This window comes from Vibrio sp. SSH13-20, from assembly GCF_040104475.1.
In the GTDB taxonomy this organism is placed as follows: Bacteria; Pseudomonadota; Gammaproteobacteria; order Enterobacterales; family Vibrionaceae; genus Vibrio; species Vibrio harveyi.
This window is the reverse complement of sequence record NZ_JBECOU010000001.1, coordinates 97,055-124,033: the sequence shown is the minus strand read 5'-3', so window position 1 is coordinate 124,033 and position 26,979 is coordinate 97,055. Positions and strand designations below refer to the sequence as shown.

Here is a 26,979-nt window from a genome sequence, read left to right as displayed (position 1 = left end):
TACCGAGATCTCAATTACTCATACTTTCGCGAACAATTTGTATACAAAAATTTGCTTTGCCAATACTCTTTCAGGCATTAACATCTAATTAACAATGTCGTTCTAGAGACCTTGACAAAGGTCCGCAAAGAAAGGAAGTCAATTATGCTGTCGATTTTCGATATTTTTAAGGTCGGTGTCGGTCCTTCTAGCTCCCACACCAATGGTCCTATGCTCGCAGGTTACCATTTCACTCAATTGCTTAGCGACTCTATGGCGAAAGTGCACAAGGTGCAAGTCGACCTTTACGGCTCTTTATCGCTCACCGGTAAAGGACACCACACGGATCGTGCTACCGTCTTAGGGCTAATGGGTAATAAACCCGACACTATCAAGATGACGAGCGCGAAAAGCGCGCTACAACATACCATTGAACACGGCACGCTCTCTGTCGCAGGTGTTCATGAAATCGTGTTTAGTTATGAGCACGATATCGTCTTCCACAGCGATAACCTTCCTCTTCATGAAAACGGCATGACCATCACGGCTTTTGATGCTGCTGGTGAGCAAGTGGCGTTTGAAACTTACTATTCCATCGGTGGTGGCTTTATTGCCACTGCTGCCGAGCTAGAAAACGGTGGCAATGAGGCAGAAATCCAAGTTGCTTACCCTTTCACCTCTGCTGACGAGATGTTAGAAAAAGCAGAGCAAAACGGCTTTAGCTTAGGGGGGATGATCCTTCAAAACGAATTGGCTTTCCGTGAGCAAGAAGAGATCGACCAAAAAGCAGAACAGATCTGGAAAGTAATGTCGTTGTGTATGCAACGTGGCTTTGACACCGAAGGCATTCTTGAAGGTGGGTTAAACGTCACACGCCGAGCGCCTAACCTACTCAAAAAGCTTGAAGCTAACGCAGCAGTAGAGAACGATCCAATGGAGATCATGGATTGGATAAACCTATTTGCTTTCGCAGTAAGTGAAGAAAACGCGGCTGGCGGTCAGGTGGTCACATCACCAACCAACGGCGCTGCTGGCGTCATCCCCGCGGTGCTCATGTACTACCATCGTTTCATCAAAGAGCTCGACAACAAACAGCTGAAAGACTTCTTAGCTGTGGCTGGAGCGATTGGTATCTTGTACAAAACCAACGCTTCGATTTCTGGTGCAGAAGTCGGATGCCAGGGAGAAGTCGGCGTTTCTTCTTCTATGGCAGCAGCAGGTTTAACCGCACTGCGTGGTGGCAGCAACGAGCAAATCTGCATTGCTGCTGAGATTGCTATGGAGCATTCACTTGGCATGACTTGTGATCCAATTGGTGGTTTGGTTCAAGTTCCGTGTATCGAACGAAACGCGATGGGCGCAATGAAAGCCATCAATGCATCACGCATGGCGTTAAAACGCACTAGCAAATGCCTTATTTCATTAGATAAAGTTATCGAAACCATGTACCAAACAGGTAAAGACATGAACAAGAAATATCGTGAGACGTCACTCGGCGGTCTGGCAGTGATTCACATGGCACCACCTTGCGAATAGCATACTTTATTTCAGCGTTTGCTAATTAATATTTTTCATTGTTGGCGGATAAAATTCCGCCAACGTCTTTATTCCTGCATAAAAATCACGCTATCTCCCACCTCACTCTCGACTGCTTATTATTTCAACGTCTTTTCAAAACCTTAAAAATCACTAAAGAATAATAGTCTTATAAAATGTTATTTTTTAGTCATTTATTCACATAATTCCTAGTTGATCTAGAACAACACATTAGCAAGGCAAACGTTTCGCATTAGAAAATTTAGTGCATTAAATTCGTTTTATGCGACAATTGTTTCAATATGTAACATAGCGTTTAAGTAACATTTAACAGAAATAATAACTACCTTTCTCGCAATAGTGAGTATTTAATTATGTGGAATAAACTAAATAAATCTATGATGTTCTGCCAAATGATGTTTGGCTTATCATTCTACGGCGTGTTAGTCAGTCTAACGCGTTTTTTCTTAGAGGATCTGAATTACAACGAAGCTGATACCATGATGATCGTGGGTGCCTTTTCTGCGATTGGCCCCCTATTTGCGATTGCTGGCGGTTTCATCGCTGACAAATTTTTAGGAGCTTACCGTTCTCTATCGATTGCCTTCCTAGCATTCGCATCTGGTTACGCGCTGCTTGTTCTTGGTGCTTCGGCTACCAACGTACCACTGTCTATGTGTGGTATCGCACTAGCAAGCTACGGTCGTGGTTTGATGTCACCTTCCTACCCTAGCTTGTACAAACGTACCTTTAAGTCTCAAGAAGACTTTGAGAAAGGCTATCCAATCAACTACTCAGTGAACAACGTAGGCGCCTTCCTAGGTCAATACCTGTTCCCAATGATTGTATTGGTGATTGGCTTTAATGGCGGTTTCACCATCTCTGCAGTAATGGCAGGCGCAGCACTGGTTATGCTACTTGTGTTCCGCAAAGGCTTGGTTGGTGTCGCATCAGATCTAGACAAACAAACCGTTAGCATCAAAAACTGGATCTTCTTTGCTCTTATTTCTGTGGCGATGATTGCGTTGGTATTCTTCATGTTCTCAAACATGGATATCGGTCAAAACATCGTTTACGCCATTGGTGGTGCAGCAATTCTTTACTTTGTTTCTTTGATGTTGAAAGCAAGCAAAGCGGAATCATTGAAGATGGGTACCATCCTTATCGTAACCTTCCTAACCACGTGTTTCTTCGTTTACTACGGTCAAATGATGACTTCAATGAACATGGTGGCGATCAACACACTAAAAGGTTCCCTATTTGGCTTTATTCCACTAGAACCTGAAGCTGCAATGGCGATGAACCCGCTATGGTGTATGGTTGGTGGTCCTATCGTAGCTGGCTTCTTTGGTGTGCTAGAAAAACGCGATATTCACCTATCTACAGCAACTAAAATTGCGTTGGCATTCGTGCTAACAGCGATTGCTTTCGGCATCCTAACCTTCGCTGTAACCACAGTGGGCGAAGACGTAATCATCATGCCTGAGATCTTCCTAGCGATTCACTTCTTCCAAGCAATTGCAGAAGTGATTGTAGGCTCAATGGTCGTTGCATTTATCCTATCGGTTGCACCGAAGCACATTGAAAACTTCTCAGTAAGCTTGTTCTCTGTTGCTATCGCGCTGAGTGGTATTGTTGGTGCTGCATTCTCGACTTCTATCGCTCTAGAAAAAGGGCAAGAAATCACCCAAGAAATCGTACAACACGTCTACGGTGATTACTTCCAATTGCTAACCGTGCTCGCTGTTGTAATGGTTGCTATCGCACTAGGTGCTTCTTTCATCATCCGCAAAATGCTTGAAGCTGCCAAACGCAGTGAAGCTGAATTGGAAATGGTTGAGGCTAACGCACAAAACTAATATTCCTCTTCACCTAAATGCAAAAACGGAAGCCAATTGGCTTCCGTTTTTTTATCGACAGAGGTTTGTCGCTTAGCGAGCGTTGGCTATGCAGCAAGCGTAAACATCAAATACGCGTTCAATGCCAATACAAGAGTGACGATAACCACACCCGAATAAGATACCCATTTATTGTTTTTGAACTCGCCCATCAAGCGCTCGCTGTTGGTAAAGATAAGCAGCGGAATAATCGCCAGCGCAATACCGAAGCTTAATACCACTTGGCTCATCACCAAAATATCAGTGGTGTTCATACCCAAACCAATCACCACAAATGATGGCGCCATGGTAATGAAGCGGCGCAACCACATTGGAATAGAGAAGCGTACAAAGCCTTGCATCACGACTTGTCCTGCCATGGTTCCCACTACTGTGGAAGATAAACCCGAAGCAATCAGAGACACACCAAATAGCACAGAGGCAGCTTTACCTACGAGTGGGGTCAGCGTCATGTACGCGGTTTCAATTTCTGCTACATGCTGGTTACCAGAGTAATGGAAAACAGCTGCTGCCATCGCCACAATAGCGATATTCACAAAGCCCGCTATTACCATCGCAATCAACACGTCAAAACGAGTAGTACGAAGACGTGTTTTCGTACTTTCACCATAGTTGTTTTTGAACAATGCCGAGTGAAGGTATATCACGTGAGGCATCACAGTTGCGCCTAAAATGCCTGCCGCAAGGTAGATTTGGTGCGAGTTAGTAAATGTTGGGGTTAACAAACCTTTTGCCATTTCACCGCCAGCGGGGTGAGCGAAGAACAATTCCGCAATGTAGATAACCGCAACCAGCATCAGAAGCGAACCAATCACCACCTCTAGCGGCTTTTGACCTTTCTGGTTAAGCGTCAGAATCATCACTGTCGCAACGGCAGTGATCAACGCCCCTTCCATCAAACTGATACCAAAGACAAGCTGAAAGCCGACTGCTGCACCAATAAATTCCGCTAGGTCAGTTGCTATCGCTATGATTTCAGCCTGAATCCAATAGAAACCCACTGCCCATTTATTAGGTAGATGGTCGCGTAAGTGTTCTGCGAGGTTTTTGCCTGTAACAATGCCAAGTTTAGCGGACAAATACTGAATCAACATCGCCATGAGGTTTGCCCAAAGCACAACCCAAAGCAGTTGATAACCGAATGAAGATCCCGATTCAATATTCGTTGCAAAGTTACCTGGGTCAATGTAACCAATTGCGGCAATAAACGCTGGACCTAACATGAGTAACTTGCGTTTTATTTTGTTAAAGGCTGACGCGTTTTGTGCCGCCGTTGTTTGTATCGCTGTAGCGTGTAAATTATTGGACGTACCATTCATGAGCGTATTCCCCTCTCGTCGATAGAGAAAATCATACGCCAACCTAAATGAGAATCAATATCATTTAGGTGCACAAAAATGGTAATTAAGATTTCAACAATTAATTTTCAATTATCGATAAATAAAAGCTATCAGAATAACTTTAAATCTAGAAGTGTCATAAACAACAATGCCGCGTTAAACGCGGCATTGAAAGTAAGGAGATTTCGACCATTTAGTCGCGGCGACCGCGAAGTTGGATCGGTTGAGTAGAAGCGTCTGTTTGAATCATAACACCACCATAAGCAGCATCATTTCGACCTTTTAGAGTCAGGTTAGAATCTGCGCGTTCCACATCAACTTGGTTAGCTTGGCTTGTTGTCATATCAATGGTACCTGTGTATGACCCATCGCCAGCGAATGCCACATTTACTGAACAAACCATTAAGCCTAGTGCGATTAGTTTTTTCATACGTCACCTCTGTTGTTTGTGGTACATCATTTCGATATAGAAACTTTAGCAACGCCGCCCAAGTAGCACGAGGAAAACCCGAATTTACCAAATGGAAATCCCTGTTGGAAAAAGGCTTTTTTGCCATAAACTTAGAATTGACCATTCCCTGTCTTTCCGCTGTTGAGGCAGCGCTATGATGCCGTAGCAAACGTTGGCTGGAGTAAAAGAATGACAATCAATCTAGATATGCAGAACGTCTTGGTAATAAAGCGCATGTACGATCTGCGCAACGTTCGCTTGGTCGCGGAATCAATGGGAAAAACCTCCGGCGCCATCAGCAAAAACCTCACTAAAATGAAAGCGCAACTGGACGATCCTCTGTTCATTCAAACCAAAAATGGATTTGAACCAACCTCATTTGTGGAAGCCAATATGCCTCATTTCGAACAAATCTTGGCGAGCGCAGACGCAATCAAACCCCAAGAGTTTTCCCCGCCGCTTTATACTGGCGATGTTGCAATCTACGCCAACACACTTTTTTGGGATCGTTTTGGCGATAAACTTTACCTAGAGTTGCTCAAGCAAGCGCCGCATGCCAATTATGCATTTTTAAGGTGGGGGGCTGATGCTCGCAATCGCATCATTGACGGTGAGAACGCCATTGCTATTCATTACTTTGATGAAGATCTACCTCAATCCATCGCACAAAAAGAGTTGGGAAAAGGCAAAGCGGTATTCTTTGTACGCAAAGATCATCCTGCCAAGGACTTCCAATCGTTGGGCGATTATACCTTTGTTTTGTTCAAGACGCCTGGTTGGAACGATCATAAATACCCACTTTTGGATCGCTTAAAAAACATCGGCTTTCATGTTGATCCAAAAGTTGAGATTGAACATCCTGCCATGATTCACAGCATCATCATGAACACCGACCATTTCGGTATTACGATGAGTGGTAACGTTCCTGAATCATGTCGTAGCATCGAACTTCCAAATGGTTTAGAGCTCGGCGTGAGCTTTGTGATGAGCTGCCGACGTTCTCAGCAGCACGACCCACAAAACCAATGGCTGTTTAGTGTGATTCAATCCATCATCAAAAGGCACACCAAGCCAGACTAAAATTTGATTTCTCCCAATACGCCCACAGTAATCGCTTGGTGGTGTTTGTTGAGGTATTCGATATCTTGTAAATAAGCCGTATGGTGACAATCTTCCATATTGGCTTGAAACTGGGCATCACCATTGGCTGCCATCGTGCGCATGTGATCGACTAAAGCCGTTAAGCGCAACGTCATTACCTCCACCAACTCTTCGCGTTCTAATCGGGAGCAGCCATAGGCATCACAAAAGATTTTGGCTCGTCGAATTTGTTCTTCTAACGTGCCCATCTTGTCATCTTCATCAGTCTTAAATGGCGCCCAACCGTATATAGAAAAAGCAATATCCCAAATTCGCGGCGCAGGATGAGCGGTATCGAAATCAAATACGCCGCTCACGACATCCCCATCTAACGCCACGTTATAAGGCATGAAATCACCGTGACAAATCACTTCTTGCGGCGAGCGAGCTGGCAACATCCAATGATGAACATCTTGATCATGCTGTTTAAGGAAACTCTCCGACGCATCATGATAACAACGGAGCAGGTTTGCGGCAGATTTCAACGCAGTGAGCGAAGCAATCGGTCCTTCTAACGGGTAGTTATAGCTGTCACCCTCAACAAAGGTCAGCAACTCTTTCCCGCCCTCAATCGACACTGCTTTTGGACATGCAGTAAAACCATGTTGATGAAGATGTTGGAGTAATTGATGGACGGTCATCGTCCAGTGGCTAGCTGGTCTACTGACCAAATTACCTTTACGATAAATGGCATTATCCCTGCCCCCTTCAAACGCTTCCATTACTGCTCCTTGATAACCAGAGCGCATGCTCTGTGAGTGATGACGACATGAAACGTACTCTGTCATCTTAGCACCCGAACTTTGGTCATGACGGTTGATAATGTTTCAGATTGTTAGCTCTATCTCAGTTCGTGCTCATCTTGTCATTTTGCCCCCCGATAGCCTGAAAATCGCTTGGACATCTGGTTACGCTTGTAAGCTTTTTACTAGCCATTGAGTAAAGGCTTTGACATGCGGCTTCTCGCCATAACGAACGATCATATGATGTGCGCCTCGGCTTGGCATTGACCAATGACCTACTTGGACCAAAGTACCTTGTTGAAGATGATCTTCTACTAACAAGTCGCGCACTAATAAGACACCTAGCTGATTCACCGCTGCCTCAATAGCCAACAAAGAATGTTCAAATTCTCCCGCTAACTTTACGCTCCCTCCTTCGTGCCCTTGGTACGCAAACCAACCTTGCCATGTTTCCTGATAGCCACCAGTTGCAAGTTTCGGCAAACGGACAAGATCAACCAGATCAGAAACGGGATTTAGTAAAAGAAACCCCGGACTTGCCACCAAAATCCAGTTCTCTTGCGTGAGTTGCGTTGCGTGTTGCGAAGACCAATCACCATAACCATTAATGATTTCCACATCCGCGATGTCGCTATTACTCGGCACTGCATTTGCGGTAGTAGAAACTTTAAAACTCACTTCAGGATACTGGCGATGAAAATCAGCGAGTCGAGGTATCAACCATTGGGAGCAAAAGCTGTGCGCCATGTGTAACGTTAACTGGGTCTGTTTTTGGCGAGAGAAAAGGTGTTGAGTTGCGGCGAACAAACTCTGGAATACATTGCTAACCACGGGCAAGTAATCGTGTGCTGCTTGGGTCAAAATGAGTTGTGCGCCATTGCGTTCAAACAAAGTGGCATCTAGATACATTTCCAGGGATTTCACTTGTTGACTAACCGCTGCACGGGTGACATTGAGCTCTTCAGCCGCTTTAGTAAAGCTGCGTAATCTTGCCGTCGCTTCAAATGCTTTTAAAGAATTGAGTGGGGGTAAGTTCTGCATCTGTAGCTCCAAACAAAAGAACACGAAAAGTGTAAGTCAGAGCTGTGACATTTCGATGAAAACAAAAAAGCCAGCGACAAACGCTGGCTTTTAGAATCATTAAGCTAATGATGGATTATTTAGCTTCTTCAGTTGTTTGGTATTGGAACGCAGGAACAACGACTTCTACACGACGGTTTTGTTCACGACCTTCACGAGTTTCGTTGCTCGCTACTGGGTTAGCTTCGCCCATGCCTTTAACTGTCATACGGTCTGCAGCAATACCTTCAGCTTGGAAGTGATCAGCAACTGCTTGTGCACGCTTCTCTGTTAGCTGTTGGTTGTAAGCTTCAGAACCTGTTGTGTCACTGTAGCCGTTGATTTCAACTTGAGCTTGTGGGTAAGTGTTCATTAGCTCAACAGTACCGTTGAACGCAGAAGCGTCTTGTAGTTCAGCACTTTCTAGACCAAATTGTACTGTTGCAGTTTGAGCTGGGTATTCGTGCTCAACGATGCGAGTTACAGGACGAGTTTCAACCACTTCTTCTTGAACTACTGGCTCAGAACCAAACTTGTAGTTGAAGCCGATACCAAAGAAGTCAGAATCCATGTCGTCGATGATGTCATCAGACATGTCTTGGTAACGTTGGTACTCAGCGCGTAGGCTCCAGTTGTAGTTGATTTGGTATTCAGCACCTAGAGAGCCCGTTGGTACGAAATCTTTCTCATCGCCAGCCATCATGTAAGCAGCACCTACTTTAGCAAATAGGTTCCATGAGTCTGTTAGAGGTAGGTTGAACTTAGGAGCTAGAGTCAGTGCCCATAGGTCGCCATCAACAGTGTTTTTGCCAGCTTTGTTGAAGTTAGCAGTAAAGTTACCTAGGTAGTCAACGCCGTATTCAGCTGCAACGTATTCGTTAAAGTTGTAGCCAAGGTGCATACCTGCTGCAAAGCTATCGTCATCACATGGTGCGTCTAAGTGACATGCGTCGTTTAGTGCGTTGTAACCAAGTTTGCCACCGATGTATGTATCAGCAAGAGCAACATTTGACATTACGCCACCAGCAAGAACGGTAGCCACTGCAAGAGCAATCTTTTTCATTATTTTTTTCCTTTATGCGAAGGCGACCCGATTACTTTCCCCAGCATACGCTGTCATCAAGAAAGTCAGAACCTGCACTGTTTTTAGTGATTAAAACTACGCCAACAATCTCTATTAACGCATCATCGCATGACGCTCTAATTGGGATATTTCCATTAGGAGCGCTGGTTGGAATTTTGATACACCTATCTGCCACGTCTTGTCCCAAGCGTTTAAACCTGAACGATTGGAGTGATAGATAACGATGAGCAAACCTCTGTAGGTACAAGATTCCGCGAGAAAAATTATCCGGCTTCCATCTTGTAATTACATAGCAACTTAAAACTAATTTAACTGGCTGTGCCTACTTTCAACCTCACACTCAAGGCTGTTACCCCTATGAGATGTTATGATTTTTGTGACGAGAATCTCGAAATGGACTTTAACAGAATAAGTATCGCTAAATTAAATTAGATTTTTTATCGACACGATAAATCCAACTTATCGAGACTCACATAAGCATCAGAAATTGCAGATTTTTTGTCTTAACTGCGGAGAAAGTAGCTCATTAATAGAGAACGCGGAGAGAATAATGGCAGGAAAGACAGCCCGCAAAGTACGGGCTGTGAACGAATTGCGTTAAATTTTGTCAGATACGGCTAGCGTCGCTGCTAAAATATCTTGCCCAAACAACACACTACGCTCTGGAGACCAACCGTAAAGTGGGTCGGGGTGGTTGTTGTTGTCTTTGAATGGCATTTCAATGGTGTAAGACAGACATTTAAATTGCTCTGCTACCCAGTTAGAGCCAACGGTTAGGTTCGCTTTACCTGGTTCATCTTTGTCGTAACCAATCTCGTCTTGGAACTCTGGTGTAATCGTCAGAAGTGCTTGTTTAAACGCGTTTTCCAACTCAGCCATACCTTCGTCATAAGAAGGAATGCCTTCAGATCCCGCTACAAAATTGTAAGGGATAGCTTCATCACCATGAATATCTAGGAACATATCCACGCCAGTTTCTAGCATACGTTCACGAACCAAGAAGACTTCTGGGCTCTTTTCCATTGATGGCGTTTGCCACTCTCGGTTGAGGTTCACACCCACTGCGTTAGTACGCAAGTGACCACGAACACCGCCGTCTGGGTTCATGTTTGGTACAACGTAAAGTACTGCTTTTTCTAGCAATGCACGCGCAACCGTGTCGTTTTCATCCAGTAGACGTTGAATCATGCCTTCCATGAACCATTCTGCCATCGTCTCGCCTGGATGCTGACGTGCAATCATCCAGATTTTCTTTTTACCTTCTTCTGGCTCACCGAAAGTAAGCAAGCTCATGTCATTGCCATCTAGCGTGTGACCCAAAGTTTCCAACTGGCAGTGGTGTGCACTTTGTGCCATGTGTAATAGGTCTAGATGACGATCGTACGTGTATGGTGCAAAGTACGCGAAGTAGATTGAGCTGCGCTCAGGGATAACAGTGAAAGTCAGCGTGTCACCATCGAACTCTGCCGGCACGCGGAACCACTCTTCACGATCGTAAGACGCAACAACGTCGTAGCCTTGCCAGCCTTCTGGGTAAGCCGATTTCGCAAGATCAAGTAGTTTGATGGTGTGCGATTGCTCGGCTTCGGTCTCAAGACGGAAGTGGAACCACTGGTAGAATTCCGACATGTTGTCGTTAGGGATTTTAAGTAGGATGTCGTTTTTGTCGTCTGCTTTCACTACGTGAATGCTGCCGCTGTCGAAGTTGCTGAATACTTTCATTCTATTACTCACCTTTTGCATCTGAGCTTGAAAGACTGAGGCTAACACAAAGGGAAGAGGTGCCTCTAACGATTTCACTTCTTCCCTATCCGTTTGCGATCAAAATATTCAGTTTAGTCGAGCTTATCCGCTTTGCCTGCTGGTCCCGCAAGTTTTGCTAGCCACTTATCCCAGATAAATGGTGTTTGCTCATTATCTTCTGCTTCCTCTTTTCGGCGTACGGCATTACGCACCATCATTGCCCCTGTCCAACGAAAAGGCTCTGGTGGGAATTGTCCTAATGGTCCTCTGGCTAAACCGCTTCGCGTCCAGTCATTATCTAACCCCAATACGAATGAAGATAAGATCTTTCCGCCCATTCGAGTCTGAGCCACACCGTTACCCGAATAGCCAAAGCCGTAAAAGACATTGTTCTGTTTATCTAGCTCGCCAAAGAATGGGAAACCGGTAGCAGAGCGATCCGAACCACCCGTCCATGAATAAGCGAATTCTGTTCCTTTTAAACGCGGAAACAGCTTATCGAACGACTTACGCAGCAGATTTTGATAGCGCGTTGGTTTATTAAACATCACGTCGACGCGGTTATTGTAAGAGAATTGATTGCCGCCCTTACCCAACATCAAACGACCATCTGGCGTATCTCGATAATAATGGACGAAGATACGTGAATCCAACACGCTAGAGCCCGTTTGCCATCCTGATTGAGGCAAAGCGTCACCCAGAGGTTTTGTAATCACCATATCTGAAGAGACAACAACGATGCTGTTGTTAAATTGCTTAAAGTGTTCCACCATCCAAGCATTTAATGCCAACACTACTTGCTTCGCTTTGATGCTCGCATTAGGCGTACTAACGGTTGCAGGTTGACCATAATCTAAACGCGTCATTGGCGTATTTTCATAAACCTCAACACCCAGTTCGATAGCAACACGACGTAGCCCTCTAGCCAACAAAGCCGGCTGGACGCTTGCGGCAATAGGAGAGTGAAAACCGTCCACATGCCTTGGTGAGCCAGCATTCTCTCGCAGATCTTCAGTCTGACAATGTCGCCAACTATTCACGTTTAGCCGCTTAAGTTCATCCACGACCGGCTGCATACTTCCGGTTTGCGCATGGTTTGTCGCCGTGTAGTAAACGCCTTTCAAGGATAACTGTGCATCAACATTATGCTGCTGACAAAACGCCTCAATCTCCAAGACTGCTTGCTCCGATTCTTTTACTAACCATGCCGCTTGTTGTTCACCAAACAAGCGCTTCAATGTTGGAAACTTTGTTGACCAAGTCAGCATACAACCACCATTTGCGCCCGATGCCCCGCTACCACACAAGCCTTTTTCAATCACAACCACTTGTTTTTCCGGCGATTGCTGCTTAATCATGATCGCAGTCCAAAGACCTGTATAACCACCGCCGACAATCGCCACATCCGTCGCTATATCTTGTTGGAGTGACAATGGCGGCGTTGGCTGTTCTATTTCCAGAGCTTGCTTGAACCAGTAAGAGAGATGAGTCATTCCGTATCCTTTGTAAAGTGGCACACAATATTGCTTTAGTACCACTTTACAAACGAACATGAGAATCAACGAGCGAGAAAACCTGACGCTGAGCGTTAGAAAATATTGCCTATTAATAATAAATATAAATTAAGCAATAAAAAAAGGGGGGCAAAGCCCCCCAACATTCCTATAAATAACACACAGCAAGGATAAAGCAGAAATTAATAAATATTAGCTAGCGAGAATATAAATTAACGGTTACCTAACTCTCTCAAACGATATTCGTATTTCACGTTTAAAATTGGTTGGTAGGCAATTTGTCCGTTATCTTGTAGAAACTCATCCACCGTAACTTTACTATCGGTGATTGAGAAAGAATTTTTGTCTACTTTTGCAAAAGCGCCATACAGTTCTTTGCTTAGTTGTAGAGATGTTTTACCTTGATATTCTTTAATCATTTCAAAGCCCATCTCGTAAGCAGCTTGCTTGCTGTCGACGACATTACCTTGAATCGATTTGCTGTTATTTGTCCATTGATACCCACCAGCGAATGCAGCAATTGGTGAAGCGGTTAGTGCAATGAGACCAACAAGAGTGATTAAACGTTTCATAATATGCTCCTTACTTACCTTTTAAATATCGAGTTCCAAGTGCTCGATGAATGTAGCGTACGTATAGAGACCTATAGCGAATAAAATTAATTTCAAAAAAAGATTAAAATTAATTCATTTTATTTATCGGCTTTCTTTAAACGTCTTTGACTCTAAAAAAATAAACACTAGAAAAATCCATAGATTACGTTTTATACCTAACTCACTTCGAGATACTTGCTTCCGCAAAAATGGTTTGATTCGCACTCAAAACAACGATGTGTATCGCTTGTTTGTCTTCAAAGCTCATTCAGTCCCCCTAGATAGTGACAATGACTATTGGTTACTGAAGAAACGAACCCACTCATTAGCTCACTCAACGGGTTTGTCTGAGCACAACAACACGCTCTGACAATTTCATACTAAACCATACAAACCTCACTTCTTTTTTCTCTTAAAATCTTCGCCAAAAGAACACCGTTCAAAACCAGCTCCCGTCAATGCTTGAGCGAAATAAGACCACTCTCTTTTATCGCCCTATTTTCGCGTTTTATATCAAGCGCTCACGCCTCTTTGACAGAGCCGAACAACTGGAAATGAGTTTGGAGTGAAATGACCATGAATAAATCCATCCTTGATCACAGCAGAACCATTTATTCCGATGAGTACGCTGACATTTATCGTCCAATTTGGACCTACCGCGTAAAATTCATCGCACGCGCTTTATTCTACAGAAAGTCGTTTAAGTACCTCGCGGACAACATTGAAGCATCACTGCTCGAACTGCTTTGCACTCGTACACACCGATTCTTAGAGAAGCCATTTCGTCCTTACATTATTAAGAATGGACCTGCTTTCGACCGTTCTGCGCTTGTTGTCGATCACTACAACTCGGTAGCAGACCTGATCTCGCCTGAACTGATTCAAGAGATCTACACCGATGCGGAAGGTCTAACTCTGACTTCATTTGAAATTGACGACATCTTGTATTCGGTCCGCTTGGTTTACGAAGCGCGTTACCAAAAAGAAGGTGATATGAGCTTGGTGCTGCATAGCCAAGAAGATGGCAACTTCTACACTCTTTCTTTCAGCTTGGGTCATGAGAATGGCGAGCGATGCATCATGATTGGTGGTTTGCAAGGACCACGCAGCTGTGAGGAAAATAACGCAAAAATCAAAAAGCTGACGCGTAAGCTATACGGTCAACGTCCGAAAAGCTTGATGGTTGGATTGCTGGCTATCGTTGCGCAGGTTTGGGGCATAGAAACACTGTTGGCTGTAAAAACTCAATCGCACACTTACGCAGCTAAGCGTTACAGCAAAGGCAGAATCAAAACCGATTACGATGCGTTGTGGCTAGAGCTTGGTGGCACAGAATACGACCGCAACTTCTACTCTATCGACGTGAATGCACCTCGTCGTGATATTGAAGGTATGTCTCGTTCAAAACGTTCTATGTACCGTCGTCGTTACGAATGGCTAGACAACACCAAAGTCACTTTCGAACAAGTCCTAAGAAACTAAAAGGCTAAAAGGCTAAAAGCTAAGGGGAAACGTTTATGCGTTATTCATTCGTTACTGCTTTGGTGTTGTCGACACTTTCTTTGTCTGCCAACGCAACCACCAGCGAACACATCATAGGTACAAATATTGGCTATGGCGGTGTGAACTACGACGCACCGACGAGCGAAGAATCAGGCGACATGTTCTTAGGTGAGATTTATTACCGCTACATGCCAACGCATAACTTTGGTATCGAAGCGGGTTATAAAGGCGCGTTTGACGGTATTGGTTCGATACTCGTGAGTCCGATTTCAGAAGTCACCGATACGAGCTTCTCCGGACCTCGCTTAAGTGGCTATGCTAGCTATCCACTGGGTTCAGGCTTCGAGCTTTATGGCAAGGCAGGTGTTACTCTCTACACTCTCGAATACACTTATAAAGTGAACGGTCAGAGCAAAAACATCGAACACTCAAGTGTTGGTGGTGAAGCGGCTGGCGGTATTGGCTGGAGCTATAAACACTTTGGTTTGAATGCAGAATATGTGTATTCAAAAAACAGCGATTTTGACTCTAGTGGCGTGATGTTTGGTGCGCAATTGCGTTTCTAAACAAGGCTTACAGGTTAATACAAAAGGCAGCGAGAGGCTCATTCGCTGCCTTTTCTTTTTTGTATTAACGGGCGCATATCCCGCTCATTAGTTAATGCGTTAATGCCAAAATAATCCCCACCAGAATCGAAGTAACCCCAATACCCCGAGTGAGATACCATTTCTCAGACAGAAACCAAATCCCCATAAACAATCCAAACACGACGCTGATTTGCCTTAGTGCCACCACCAAACTTACGTTGTCTGTCATGGTCATCGCAAACAACACCAAGCCGTAGGTGGATGCCATCATTACCCCTGCCATGCTGGCTGTTTTGCGGATCTGCCACGCTGTCTTAATCTCATCTGGCTTCCCTATAACTAAGCACCATACAAGGGCTGGAATACCAATCGCCCAAAACTGCACGCCCAAGTAGAAGATTGCACTGTACTGATCATTCAAGATCTCTGATGCTTGTCCTGTGAGTAAACTCAGCGCTTCTTTATCGACCACCGAGTAACCCGTTGTGCCTATTGCGGCCATTAATGCCCAGAACACACCGACGTTCAAATAGGAGCCCAATGTCATTTGACGAAAATTCGTCAGTGGAACCAGCATACAACCAAGGGTAATCAGCAAGAACCCAAGCCACTGCTGACTAGATAATTCATGTCCCAATGCAACACTGATTGCGCCGACCATCATCACAGGCAGTGCCCGAGCAATCGGATAAACCACCCCCACATCAGCGTGCTTATAAGCGACAATCAAACCAACCAGATAAACCATTTGTGAAATGCCGCTAATGAACAGCAATCCCCAAAACTCACTCGGTAATGATGTCCAGCCAATGGTTGCCAAATACCAAATCAAATAAGGGGTAAGAATGAAACATGCAGAAAAGCTGGCGGCCATGGTAAACGCGAGCCCTGACCCAGAGTTGCTTTTGCCAAGGATATTCCAGCCCGCATGAAGAACAGCAGAGAAAACGACGAGACCAATCGCCAACAAATCCATTTCAATGTTCCTGTCTGAATAAAATAAAGGCCCCGAGATGGAGCCTTAGATAATGAGAAAATCCACTTAACGATGGAGTTCCGCCAGAGATTCAATGCTAATGGCATCGTGTCGCCAATATTCGATATCGCAATCAATCAACTCACCGTGTTGGTTATAGTTGATGCGCTCCACCACCATCGCTGGCGTACCGGCTGTCGCGCGCAGTGCCTGAGCCATTTCACCCAACAAAGTGCTGGTTGAAATGCGGTAGCGAATCTTTTGATACGTCACGCCATAATGCTCGCGGTAAATGTCCGTCAGTGAGTTTGACAAATCATAGTCCAGCAGATTCGGAAACAGCTCTGGGCGAATATAGTTTGTTACGAATACTACAGGTCTATCTTCAAGGTATCGCACACGGTCGACTCGATACACGTCCGAGAAAGGTTGCAAGTCCAGCAAGCGTGCCGCTTGTTTGTTTGCCAACGTTCCTTTTGCTGCGACCAACTCCGTTTTTGGCACGCGATTTTGCGCTTTCGCCATGTTCGGGAAGTTCAGAGTTTGGGTTGGGTCGTAACGCAATGGCTCGGGTGAGATAAACCAACCTCGGCGATCTTCGCGATAGATTCGACCTTCTGCTTCCAGCAGTGATAAAGCTTCACGCAGAGTGACGCGTGTAGTATCGAACGACTCCGCCAACTTACGCTCTGCTGGCAGTTTTTGACGCGGCGATAGCATGCCCGCTTCAATCTGTTCAACAATCGAATCTTTAATTTTTACGTATTGCACGAAGTGTCCTTATCTTTTGCGCCAAGCTTGTGTGCGATTCTCTAACAATTTACCCAAAGTCATCTGAACAATCTTCGCAATTGCGGCAGCCATCATGATCATCACAGCCATCGCTGCTGCAGCGCCAGTTTGACCTGCATCGTCCATATTCAGAATCGAGACCGAAGCCGGAATCGTATCGGTTGAGTAAAGGAATACTACCGCAGAAGTGGTGGTCAATGCATTAACAAACAAGTAAGTCGCAATGTCCAAAATCGCAGGTAAACACACAGGTAATGTCACTTTAAAGAACAACTTGTACTGAGGAAGCTTCACCGATGCTGCTGTGGCTTCAATCTCCGATGGCAACTGCTTTAGCGCTGTCAGGGCGGTCATGTGACCCACGGTGTAGTAATGCACTACCGTGTTAATCACCAAGAATGCCATGGTGCCATAAAGCACGTTCAAAGGATTGTTCGCATCATTGAAGTAAAAGATGTAACCCAAGCCAAGCACCATACCCGGAACTGCCATTGGCACGACGCTAAGCATTTGCATCACTTGACGAATTGGACCAAATGCACGCCCTTTCTCAATACAGTACGCACCGACAAAGATGATGGCTGTACCAATAACCGCTGTCCAACCTGCCAGCGTTAGAGAGTTGAAGAATGGGCTCCAACCGTAAGTGCTCATTTCAGCAAAGTTGTAGTTGTTTAGCGTCAGCGCTTTGTTCCAAGGCCAGAACGTCACTAACGAGCCATACACCGCCATACCAAGTACTGCCAGCACTGCGATAGAAATGATGCTGCAGTAAACCAAACAAATGCTGTCGCGCGCTTTGTTAGGCTCTGGCTGATAAGGCACCGAGCGAGTGTCGAATAAGCTTTTTTGTTTTTTCTGTACCCAGCGGTCTGCGCCGAACGCCATTACCGCAGGAAATAGCAACATAATGCTGGTCACCGCACCCATGGCAAAGTTTTGCTGTCCCACAACTTGCTTGAAGATGTCAGTCGCCAGGACGTTGTAGCTTCCACCAATCACTTTCGGCACACCAAAGTCCGTGATAACCAGCGTAAAGACCACGATAAGCGTACTGATCAAACCGTATTTCGCCGCAGGTAACGTCACCATAAAGAAGGTTTTGATGGGTGAAGTTTTCAGTGCGCGGGCTGCTTCATACAAGCGAGCATCAGAAGTGCGCAGCGAAGTGGTTAAGATCATCAATGCATGAGGAAAGGTCCAGAAGATCAAACCCATCGAGATACCAATCACGCCATAAATCGAGTTTCCTAACAGCATCTCTTTCGCAATGCCTTGATTACCGAAAAGGAAGATTAAACTGATCGCCGGCAACAACGAAGGCGCGAGAATCGGCGCAGTACCTAGGATTTGGAACAAACCTTTAAATGGCATACATGAACGAGTCAGCGCGTAGGCATAGCCAAACGCAAGCACACCCACTACCGAGGTAACTATCACGCCCAAAGTGAAGGTGTTGCCCACCGACACCCACAAGCTTGAAGAGGAAAAGTACGTCGCAAAGTTTGCCAATCCAACAAATTCGCCATTGGCATTTTGCACACTCTTGGTCAACATAGCCCAAAGCGGCATTAAGATGAACAACACCATCATGGTTGACAAGCCAGCGAGCAAACCAAACAACACAAGGTTGTCGCGGCTGACACGTCCGAGTAGGGATTTTGCTTTGTCTTGTGTGGTCAGGCTATTCATCGTCATTGTCTTCGCATCCATGTTTACACCTACGCTGCTAGCGCTTTATCAACCGAGGGCACGGCGTAACCATGCAGCCCTTCTTCAGCAAACTGGATGTAACGAACATCGCCCGCCTTGATATTGAGTTTTTGAACCGTTTCCACAGGCACATCCACGACGATGGTTTTCGTTGAGCTGTCGTTTTGCAATACGCAATCAATGCGGAAAAACGCCCCCAGAAACTCGGTTGCGGTAACTCGCACAGGTAAAGAGTTGGTGTAGTTTTCAACGAACTTGATGCTTTCAGGGCGCACCGCAAGGTCGAAGCGGTCACCACGTTGAATCTTACGATTGGTCAAGCTTGGCGCTAACATCAGGGTTTCGGCAATCCGTACTTGGGAGTCCGTTGCGACTGAGGTTTCAATAAAGTTCATGCTGCCGACAAACTCAGCGACAAAGCGCGTAGCTGGTTGTTGGTAGATCTCTTGAGGTGTGCCGACTTGCTCAATCACACCATGGTTCATCACCACGATACGATCCGCCATCGACAGCGCTTCGTCCTGATCGTGCGTAACCATGATGGTGGTGATGCCAAGCTTACGTTGCAGCTTACAAATCTCGTCACGTAAGTGAACACGTACTTTTGCATCCAGCGCTGACAGCGGCTCATCCAATAACAGTAAACCCGGAGATAGCGCCAATGCGCGAGCGAGTGCTACACGCTGCTGTTGACCACCAGAAAGTTGGTTAGGGAATTTCTCGCCAGAGGTTGGAAGACCAATGGTTTCTAACCAGTAATCCACCTTCTCTAACGCTTCTTTGGTCGACATGCCTTGGTTCTTCAAACCCACTGCAATGTTCTCTTGCACAGTTAGGTTCGGAAACAGCGCGTAAGATTGGAATACGATGCCGAAATCGCGCTTCTCTGGTGGTAGGAATGTGGTCTCTTGACCGTTTTGAAAAATCGCACCAGACGTTGGCAAGTCTAAACCTGCAATGGCACGTAGCAGAGTGGTTTTACCGCAGCCAGAAGGACCAAGAAAACAAACGAACTCGCCCTTTTCAATCGCTAGCGAGATTTTCTTTAATGCAGTGAACTGTCCGAATTGCTTCACTACATTTTCGATATTTAGGTAATGTTGGTTAGTTGACATAACACACGCTCCAAATGGTATATACCAACTTTAATTTTGGAGTGTTACGTTCCAATGACAAATTTATAGCCAGAAGATGACAAATAGATGAAGGGAAGCGAAGTTTGTTTACGTGACAATTAGAGCTTCCCGACTCACTCCTCCGTCGCTCTCGAGAATGACGTGGTGAGTGTGGTTCATAAATTCTGAAATCACACTCATTGCCTAGAATTACGAGCTTTGACTTTCACGCCATACGCTTAAGATCGTCATTCCGGACGAGCCTAAGCGAGCCATCCGGAATCTCTTACAAGTACTATATTCTGAGATTCCCGACTCACTCCTTCGTCACTCTCGAGAATGACGTGGTGAGTGTGGATTACAAATTCTGAATCACACGCATTGCTTAGAATTACGAGCTTTGACTTACACTCCATATGCTTAATATCGTCATTCCGGACGAGCCTAAGCGAGCCATCCGGAATCTCTTACAAGCACTATTTTCTGAGATTCCCGACTCACTCCTTCGTCGCTCTCGAGAATGACGTTGTGAGTGCGGATAGAAGCTCCCAACTTTCTTAAGTCCGTCATCGCGAACCTAGGTGAGACTAGGAATCTACTTTCAACAAACTCTGAAATAACAGAGAAAACAAAAAATCCACCTCAACCGAGGTGGATTTCAACATTCAACTCAAAGCAAATTCGATTAAGACTTTGGCTCTGATTTCGCGTCAAACTTCTCAGACCAAGCCGCTAGAATCTCTGCACGCTTGCTGCCCATTTGCGCGAAGTCCATCTTCGCCATATTCTCTTGAACATTAGGGAAGTTAGATACAGTCGCTTTCACTTCTTTATGTGCAACCACTGGGTACATTTCTACGTAAAGCTCGTTTGCTGCTTTAGAGATTGACCAGTCGACAACTCGTTTCGCTGCATCCGACTCTTTTACTAGACCAACGGCTTCTGATTCCCAGCCGATGCCTTTTGGTGTGATAACCGCTAGTGGCGCACCCTGTGTTTTCAGCTTCGCGCCGCGGCTCGCCATCGAGATACCGATAGCCACTTCACCCATACCCGCTTGAACACATGGCTTAGAGCCAGAGTGCGTGTAGTGTGCAATGTTCTTGTCTAGGTCACGCATGTAGTTCCATGCCTGATCTTCACCCATGTTTTGTAGCCAAGCAGAAACCTGCATGTAACCAGTGCCTGAAGACGCTGGGTTCGGCATTGCAATGTGACCTTTGTAAACCGGCTTTGTTAGGTCTTCCCAAGACGTTGGTTTCGGTAGGTTAAGTTGTTTCGCTACCGCTTCGTTAAAACAAACTGCGTTAAAGAACGCATCGTTACCGAACCAAGCTTGGTTTGATTGAGGGTCGTTTAGGTTCGCGTGCAGCTCTTCCAAACCTTTTGGTGTGTAAGGCTTAAGAAGACCTTCATCTTTAAGCAGTGCCATTGACGAGCCAGCCAGCCCCCAAACCACTTCCGCTTGAGGGTTGTTCTTTTCTGCCAGCAATTTCGCCGTCATGATACCGGTGGAATCGCGAACCCACTTAATCTTGATATCTGGGTTATCTTTCTCAAACGCAGACTTGTATTTAGCAAGAATGTCAGTTTCGAAAGCGGTGTAAACCGTGACTTCCTGTGCTGCCATTGCATTCGTAGCTAGCAGAGAGACAAGTGCAGCCAGCGATCCTTTCATCAAACGGTTTTTCATCATTTTCTCCAGTTAATTTGGCTAAGTTTTCATTTGGTCTGTACCAGTTGACGATATACACCCTACTGAGCCTTTGTGACGAAATCATGACCATTAAATGGCAGTTTTACGAAAATTTGCGATGAATAATCGTTCAATTGATCCGTCATTTTCTGGATATTAAAGTTTTATGAAATTGGATATTCGCCTATTTACTGCCCTTTTCTTCCTCGCTAGAGTGAACTTGAAATTTGGTGTAGACCAATTAGCCTATTCTGATGGAAATCGAGATGAAAAACGAATACCTACTACTGACTCCAGGTCCTCTATCTACTTCTGAAACGGTACGTGAAGCCATGCTAAAAGACTGGTGTACTTGGGATGATGAATACAACAAAGACATTGTAGAAGTGATCCGCACTAAGCTTGTAAAACTGGCGACGGAGCAAGACGGCTACACCAGTGTACTAATGCAAGGTAGCGGCACCGCATCAGTCGAAGCAACGATTGGCAGTGCCATTGGCAAAGATGGAAAATTGTTGGTTGTCGACAACGGTGCGTATGGTGCACGCATCGCTCAGATCGCTGAATACCTAAATATTCCATGCCATGTAGTTTCCCCAGGCGAAACATCACAGCCACACTTGAACGAGGTGGAAACTGCATTGGCATCGGATCCTGCGATCACACACGTGGCGATTGTTCACTGCGAGACAACCACTGGCATGCTTAACCCTATTGAGACATTTGCTTCTGCAGCGAAAGCACACGGTAAAGTGGTGATTCTCGATGCCATGTCGAGCTTTGGTGGCATTCCTATCGATATCGCTGAGCTAGGCATCGATTTTATGATCAGCTCAGCGAACAAATGTATCCAAGGCGTACCGGGTTTTGGCTTTGTGATTGCGAAACAAACTGAGCTAGAAAAGTGCCAAGGTCAGGCGCGTTCTTTGAGCCTTGATCTTTACGACCAGTGGCACTGTATGGAAGTGAACCACGGCAAATGGCGTTTCACGTCTCCAACGCACACAGTTCGCGCTTTCTACCAAGCATTGCTAGAACTGGAACAAGAAGGCGGCATTGAGGCTCGTCATAACCGCTACCAAACTAACCAGAAAACACTGGTTGCAGGTATGCGCTCTTTGGGGTTTGAGCCACTACTGAGTGATGACCTTCACTCGCCAATCATCACCTCTTTCTACTCTCCAACTCACAGTGATTACCAATTCAAAGCGTTCTACACGCGTTTGAAAGAGCAAGGCTTCGTGATTTATCCGGGTAAAGTATCGAACGCAGATTGCTTCCGCATCGGCAACATCGGCGAAGTTTACCCAGCAGATATCGAGCGCTTAATCGGTGCGATTGAAAAAGCAATGTACTGGCAAGTTGCGTAAAGCAGCCTTCTGATTGAGAGAGCGTTATGACTCAGAATATCAAACCGACCCATTTCCGCAGCGAAGGCGATGTCAACACAACACCAGCGCGCCAAGCTTGGAATGCATCGATGGATGACGAACGCACGCAAACATTATTGAAGCGTGATTCGGAGGTCTTTCTTCATCAAGCTATGTCGACGCCTTGCTTAGATACCTTGGAAGCAGCAGAAGGCATCTACATCCAAGATGCCACGGGCAAAAAGTACATGGATTTCCATGGCAATAACGTCCACCAGTTGGGCTACGGTCACCCGCATGTGATTAAACGTGTGCAAGAGCAAATTGCCAAACTGCCGTTTTCACCACGTCGTTTTACCAACGAAACTGCGATTGAATGTGCCGAAAAACTCACCCAAATCTGTGGCGGCGAATTGAATCGCGTGCTGTTTGCGCCGGGTGGCACATCTGCAGTGGGCATGGCACTTAAACTAGCGCGCCATATCACGGGCAACTACAAGGTGGTGTCTCTGTGGGATTCCTTCCACGGCGCATCGTTGGATGCCATCTCAGTGGGCGGCGAAGCGTGTTTCCGCCAAGGCATGGGACCATTAATGGCAGGTGTTGAACGCATACCACCAGCCGTATCTTACCGTGGCGCTTTCCCAGTAGAGGACGGTAGCGACGTGCATTACGCCGACTACCTTGAATACGTGATTGAGAAAGAAGGTGGCGTGGGCGCGTTTATCGCAGAAGCGGTTCGTAATACCGACGTACAAGTGCCGAGTAAAGCCTATTGGAAACGCATCCGCGAAATCTGTGACAAACACAATGTCATGCTGATCATCGACGACATCCCAAACGGCATGGGTCGCAGTGGTGAATGGTTTACCTACCAAGCCTATGACATCGAGCCAGATATGCTCTGCATCGGTAAAGGTTTGGGCGGAGGGTTAGTGCCTATCGCAGCCATGGTAACTAAAGACAAATACAACACCGCCGAGCAAATCTCCATGGGTCACTACACTCATGAGAAAAGCCCTATCGGTTGTGCTGCAGCACTGGCAACTATGGAAGCCATTGAACAAGACGGCTTGCTAGAGAAAGCCAAAGCCGACAGCCAGTTCATGCGTGAAAAGCTGCTAGAGATGAAAGCTAAGTACCCAGTGATTGGCGATGTGCGTGGCATCGGCATGTTATGGGGCATTGAACTGGTCACCGACCACGAAAGCAAAGCACGCGCGTATGACGAAGCTGAAGCTGTTCTGTACCAATGCCTCAACAACGGAGTGAGTTTCAAGGTATCACAAGGCAATGTGATTCAACTCAGCCCACCGCTGATCATCACTCACGAACAACTGACAGAAGCGTTGGCAATTTTCGAAGAAGCCATCGCCAAAGTGTGTCACGACTTTAACTACTTCTAACCTCAACAAAACCAATTTATCCTGAGCGCAGTTCCAACGTGTAGGCAGCGCTCTGGCAAGCAAGAAAAAGGATTGAACATGAGCAACTCACCAATTCAAGCAGTAATCTTTGACTGGGCTGGCACTATCGTCGATTTCGGCTCTTTTGCACCAACCAGCATCTTTGTGGAAGCGTTCAAACAAGGCTTTGATTTCGATATCGACCTTGAAGAAGCGCGCGAACCAATGGGTCTTGGTAAGTGGGATCACATCCAAGCAGTGGGACGCATCCCTGCCGTTGATAAGCGTTGGAATGAGAAGTTTGGTCGCTCAATGACCAGCGAAGACATCGACGCTATCTACGCAGCATTTATGCCTCTGCAAAAAGCGAAAGTGGCTGACCATGCAGAGCCTATCTTAAATGCGATTGAAGTTGTGAACAGTCTGAAAGACAAAGGCATCAAGATCGGCTCTTGTTCTGGTTACCCTCGCGAAGTGATGGACGTATTGATTCCAGTGGCGGCGGATTACGGCTACAAACCAGATTACGTAGTAGCAACGGATGACCTGCCTCAAGGTGGTCGCCCAGCACCATTTATGGCACTGAAGAACGTGATTGAGCTGAATGTAACGGACGTTAACGCGTGTATCAAAGTGGATGACGCCGCACCGGGCATCGATGAAGGTCACAACGCCGGTATGTGGACCGTTGGTTTGCTGCTGTCTGGTAACGAAGCAGGTCTAACATTTGAAGAATACCAAGCCGCGGACGAAGCAACGCTTAATGCCGCTCGTGAAAAAGCGCGTGCAAAATTGCTCAAGAGCTCGCCGCACTACCTTATCGATACGATCGCTGACTTCCCAGAAGTGGTTGCTGATATCGAACGTCGACTAGCAGCAGGTGAGCGTCCTTAGTCCACAGTCATTGTTCTCACGCATAAAAAAACCTCTCAGCATCGAGAGGTTTTTTGTATCACGTATTAGTTTCTAACCAAATGAGGTTAGTTGATCGCAGTACTCGCTCGGCGTTTTAGCTTAAAGCCCATGTCCGTTGCATGCTCTACGGGCTCACCTTTAATGGCTTGCAGTAACTTGTCTGCGGCTTTCGTCCCCATACGTTCGTAATCGAATTCCGCACAGGTCAAACTTGGGTAGGCGTGCTCACCCATGGAAGAGCCTTCCAAACAGATAATCGCAATGTCGGTCGGGACTTTCAACACTCGGCGGTGACACTCAAACAATGCACCAATCGCAATCTCTTCATGGCTACATACCAGAGCATTCAAACTTGAATCGCGCAGCAATAGCTTCGCCAACCCTTCCGCACCTAATTGTGACGATGGTGCTTCGTGCGTGGTTAAAAAATGGTCCGGCGCAAGGTAGTTCTCAATCATCGCGCTTTGCCAGCCGTGTAGCTTACGTTGCAAAGTGGAGTGATCGCCGCGCGCACCAATGAAACCCACGTTCTTGAAGCCTTGTTCAATCACATGCTTGGTACAGGCTTTACCCACCTCAAAATGGTCAACGCCGATATTGAGATAGCTCGCTTTCGAACTTAACTCAGCAATTTCCAATACCGGCGTGTTCGAGGCTTCCAAAAGCTGATTAGTACGTTGGCTGTGTTCATTACCAAACAGCACCACTCCGGCTGGGCGGCTCTCAAGAAATGTCGAAAGCAGTTTCTCTTCTTGCTCTACCGAGTAGTCGCTGTAGCCAAGCAGCAACTGATAACCTGCTTTGTTCAACGCTTGTTGAAAGCTCGGTAAGAAAAGCGCGCACGCTTTTTCAAACAGGGAAGGAATGATAAGAGCGATGGAGTAACTTTCAGCAGACGCCAAAGCCCCTGCCGCTTTATTCGGGATATAGCCGAGCTCATCAACCACTTGTTGAATCTTTTCTCTCAGCTTGTCAGATACTAGCTCGGGCGTTCGTAATGCTCTCGACACCGTCATGGTGCCTACGCCGGCTTTTTTAGCGACGTCCGCCAAGGTGACATTGCCAGTACTTCTTCGTTTGCGAGGTTCGCTCATTGTTCTTATTTAGTGTTCTCTATTTTCTGCCGCGACATCTTACCACAGCGTTTTAGTGGTTTTGATATTAGCGCATTAGAAGTCGATCACAAGCATATGAAACTCGGATGACTGATAAAAATGGTAGCGCTATCACAATTTATGATAGCGCTATCAGATAGCGCTACCATTTGTGATCATTCTCAGGTTTTTCTGACAAATTGATCGATAAAGTACCCATCAACAAAACAACAAACCGGAAAGATCCAATGCTACGTGAACTGATTACCTCTGATGTGATCCGCATCCATTCTGATGCTACTGACTGGAAAGATGCGGTGAGCAAATCCTGTGAAGCACTGATTGAAAATGGCGCGATTGAGCCAAGCTACGTGGACGCTATTTACCGCTCACACGAAGAGCTCGGTCCTTACTACGTGGTAGGTCCTGGTATGGCAATGCCACACGCTCGCCCTGAAGATGGCGTTAACCGTTTGTCTCTTGCTATCACGGTGATTCAAAACGGCGTGAACTTCGATTCTGAAGGTAACGACCCAGTGAAAATGCTGGTTACGCTAGCCGCGACAGACAGTAACTCGCACGTGGATGCGATTTCTAAACTGGCTGAGTTGTTTATGAATGAAGAGCATGTAGAAGCCATCTGCTCCGCTCAAAACACACAAGATGTTCTTGCGATCATCGAAAAATACTAACTCCTGATGTGCCCTTCGAAATGGGCATACACCCCTATAA

Annotated in this window: 23 protein-coding genes; 9 read left to right on the top strand and 14 right to left on the bottom strand. The window is 46.0% G+C overall.

Annotated elements, in window-relative coordinates:
* Positions 1-144 precede the first annotated feature (144 nt).
* Together ABMY42_RS00580 and ABMY42_RS00575 are read left to right on the top strand one after the other, a co-directional pair.
* Complete coding sequence (locus ABMY42_RS00580) at positions 145-1,515, top strand: L-serine ammonia-lyase (protein WP_017817330.1); 1,371 nt, start codon at positions 145-147, stop codon at positions 1,513-1,515.
* 374 nt (positions 1,516-1,889) lie between these two features.
* Positions 1,890-3,374 carry an MFS transporter gene (locus ABMY42_RS00575; protein WP_009696908.1) on the top strand — a complete coding sequence of 495 codons (1,485 nt, stop codon included), beginning with the start codon at positions 1,890-1,892 and terminating at the stop codon, positions 3,372-3,374.
* 86 nt (positions 3,375-3,460) lie between these two features.
* Here ABMY42_RS00575 and ABMY42_RS00570 read toward each other — a convergent pair whose 3' ends face one another.
* Together ABMY42_RS00570 and ABMY42_RS00565 are read right to left on the bottom strand one after the other, a co-directional pair.
* Positions 3,461-4,732, bottom strand: a complete 1,272-nt coding sequence (locus tag ABMY42_RS00570; RefSeq protein WP_005445392.1) for an Nramp family divalent metal transporter — start codon at positions 4,730-4,732, stop codon at positions 3,461-3,463.
* Between the two features lie 214 nt (positions 4,733-4,946).
* The gene (locus ABMY42_RS00565; protein WP_005445393.1) at positions 4,947-5,183 is read right to left on the bottom strand and encodes a hypothetical protein; all 237 of its coding nucleotides are present in this window, start codon (positions 5,181-5,183) and stop codon (positions 4,947-4,949) included.
* A 210-nt stretch (positions 5,184-5,393) separates the two neighbouring features.
* Between ABMY42_RS00565 and ABMY42_RS00560 the strand changes: the two genes are divergently transcribed.
* Positions 5,394-6,284, top strand: a complete 891-nt coding sequence (locus tag ABMY42_RS00560) for a LysR family transcriptional regulator (protein ID WP_005445394.1) — start codon at positions 5,394-5,396, stop codon at positions 6,282-6,284.
* On the opposite strand, the gene ABMY42_RS00555 is transcribed toward ABMY42_RS00560, so the two are convergent.
* From ABMY42_RS00555 to ABMY42_RS00530, 6 genes are all read right to left on the bottom strand, one after another.
* Positions 6,281-7,066: a phosphotransferase gene (locus tag ABMY42_RS00555; RefSeq protein WP_349266096.1), complete on the bottom strand. Its 786-nt coding sequence runs from the start codon at positions 7,064-7,066 to the stop codon at positions 6,281-6,283. The genes ABMY42_RS00560 and ABMY42_RS00555 overlap by 4 nt on opposite strands.
* Before the next feature lie 186 nt (positions 7,067-7,252).
* Positions 7,253-8,128 carry a LysR substrate-binding domain-containing protein gene (locus tag ABMY42_RS00550; RefSeq protein ID WP_349265849.1) on the bottom strand — a complete coding sequence of 292 codons (876 nt, stop codon included), beginning with the start codon at positions 8,126-8,128 and terminating at the stop codon, positions 7,253-7,255.
* A gap of 115 nt (positions 8,129-8,243) precedes the next feature.
* A complete protein-coding gene (locus ABMY42_RS00545; RefSeq protein WP_005445398.1) occupies positions 8,244-9,209 on the bottom strand; it encodes an OmpA family protein in 966 nt (321 codons plus the stop codon).
* A gap of 618 nt (positions 9,210-9,827) precedes the next feature.
* Positions 9,828-10,952 carry a M14-type cytosolic carboxypeptidase gene (locus ABMY42_RS00540; protein WP_349265848.1) on the bottom strand — a complete coding sequence of 375 codons (1,125 nt, stop codon included), beginning with the start codon at positions 10,950-10,952 and terminating at the stop codon, positions 9,828-9,830.
* A gap of 113 nt (positions 10,953-11,065) precedes the next feature.
* Entirely contained in the window at positions 11,066-12,466 is a 1,401-nt protein-coding gene (locus tag ABMY42_RS00535) for an FAD-dependent oxidoreductase (protein ID WP_349265847.1), read from the bottom strand.
* 233 nt (positions 12,467-12,699) lie between these two features.
* Positions 12,700-13,059: a DUF3316 domain-containing protein gene (locus ABMY42_RS00530; protein WP_349265846.1), complete on the bottom strand. Its 360-nt coding sequence runs from the start codon at positions 13,057-13,059 to the stop codon at positions 12,700-12,702.
* 591 nt (positions 13,060-13,650) lie between these two features.
* Between ABMY42_RS00530 and ABMY42_RS00525 the strand changes: the two genes are divergently transcribed.
* Both ABMY42_RS00525 and ABMY42_RS00520 read left to right on the top strand, forming a co-directional pair.
* Positions 13,651-14,562, top strand: coding sequence for a VirK/YbjX family protein (locus ABMY42_RS00525; RefSeq protein ID WP_017188571.1), 912 nt, complete (start codon positions 13,651-13,653; stop codon positions 14,560-14,562).
* 35 nt (positions 14,563-14,597) lie between these two features.
* The gene (locus tag ABMY42_RS00520) at positions 14,598-15,149 is read left to right on the top strand and encodes an outer membrane beta-barrel protein (protein ID WP_005445404.1); all 552 of its coding nucleotides are present in this window, start codon (positions 14,598-14,600) and stop codon (positions 15,147-15,149) included.
* A 91-nt stretch (positions 15,150-15,240) separates the two neighbouring features.
* On the opposite strand, the gene ABMY42_RS00515 is transcribed toward ABMY42_RS00520, so the two are convergent.
* The 5 genes from ABMY42_RS00515 to ABMY42_RS00495 all read right to left on the bottom strand — a co-directional run bounded on the left by ABMY42_RS00515 (position 15,241) and on the right by ABMY42_RS00495 (position 21,462).
* On the bottom strand, positions 15,241-16,146 hold the full coding sequence (locus ABMY42_RS00515) for an EamA family transporter (RefSeq protein ID WP_349265845.1): 906 nt from the start codon (positions 16,144-16,146) through the stop codon (positions 15,241-15,243).
* 66 nt (positions 16,147-16,212) lie between these two features.
* A complete protein-coding gene (gene phnR, locus ABMY42_RS00510) occupies positions 16,213-16,917 on the bottom strand; it encodes a phosphonate utilization transcriptional regulator PhnR (protein WP_017635094.1) in 705 nt (234 codons plus the stop codon).
* Positions 16,918-16,926: 9 nt separating this feature from the next.
* Complete coding sequence (locus ABMY42_RS00505; protein ID WP_005442364.1) at positions 16,927-18,651, bottom strand: putative 2-aminoethylphosphonate ABC transporter permease subunit; 1,725 nt, start codon at positions 18,649-18,651, stop codon at positions 16,927-16,929.
* An 8-nt stretch (positions 18,652-18,659) separates the two neighbouring features.
* Positions 18,660-19,766, bottom strand: coding sequence for a putative 2-aminoethylphosphonate ABC transporter ATP-binding protein (locus ABMY42_RS00500; RefSeq protein ID WP_349265844.1), 1,107 nt, complete (start codon positions 19,764-19,766; stop codon positions 18,660-18,662).
* A gap of 685 nt (positions 19,767-20,451) precedes the next feature.
* Positions 20,452-21,462 (bottom strand): putative 2-aminoethylphosphonate ABC transporter substrate-binding protein, encoded by a 1,011-nt coding sequence (locus ABMY42_RS00495; protein WP_005384363.1) that lies wholly within the window; start codon positions 21,460-21,462, stop codon positions 20,452-20,454.
* Positions 21,463-21,728: 266 nt separating this feature from the next.
* Here ABMY42_RS00495 and phnW point away from each other — a divergent pair, with 266 nt between their 5' ends.
* The 3 genes from phnW (at position 21,729) to phnX (ending at position 25,132) form a co-directional block, all read left to right on the top strand.
* Complete coding sequence (gene phnW, locus ABMY42_RS00490; protein WP_349265843.1) at positions 21,729-22,832, top strand: 2-aminoethylphosphonate--pyruvate transaminase; 1,104 nt, start codon at positions 21,729-21,731, stop codon at positions 22,830-22,832.
* Between the two features lie 26 nt (positions 22,833-22,858).
* The gene (locus ABMY42_RS00485) at positions 22,859-24,238 is read left to right on the top strand and encodes an aspartate aminotransferase family protein (protein ID WP_349265842.1); all 1,380 of its coding nucleotides are present in this window, start codon (positions 22,859-22,861) and stop codon (positions 24,236-24,238) included.
* Positions 24,239-24,316: 78 nt separating this feature from the next.
* The gene (phnX, locus tag ABMY42_RS00480) at positions 24,317-25,132 is read left to right on the top strand and encodes a phosphonoacetaldehyde hydrolase (protein WP_050913262.1); all 816 of its coding nucleotides are present in this window, start codon (positions 24,317-24,319) and stop codon (positions 25,130-25,132) included.
* An 86-nt stretch (positions 25,133-25,218) separates the two neighbouring features.
* Here the strand turns inward: phnX and ABMY42_RS00475 are convergent, their stop codons facing one another.
* Positions 25,219-26,247 carry a LacI family DNA-binding transcriptional regulator gene (locus ABMY42_RS00475; protein WP_005442357.1) on the bottom strand — a complete coding sequence of 343 codons (1,029 nt, stop codon included), beginning with the start codon at positions 26,245-26,247 and terminating at the stop codon, positions 25,219-25,221.
* A gap of 248 nt (positions 26,248-26,495) precedes the next feature.
* Between ABMY42_RS00475 and ABMY42_RS00470 the strand changes: the two genes are divergently transcribed.
* The gene (locus ABMY42_RS00470) at positions 26,496-26,939 is read left to right on the top strand and encodes a PTS sugar transporter subunit IIA (RefSeq protein ID WP_025768034.1); all 444 of its coding nucleotides are present in this window, start codon (positions 26,496-26,498) and stop codon (positions 26,937-26,939) included.
* Positions 26,940-26,979: the final 40 nt, after the last annotated feature.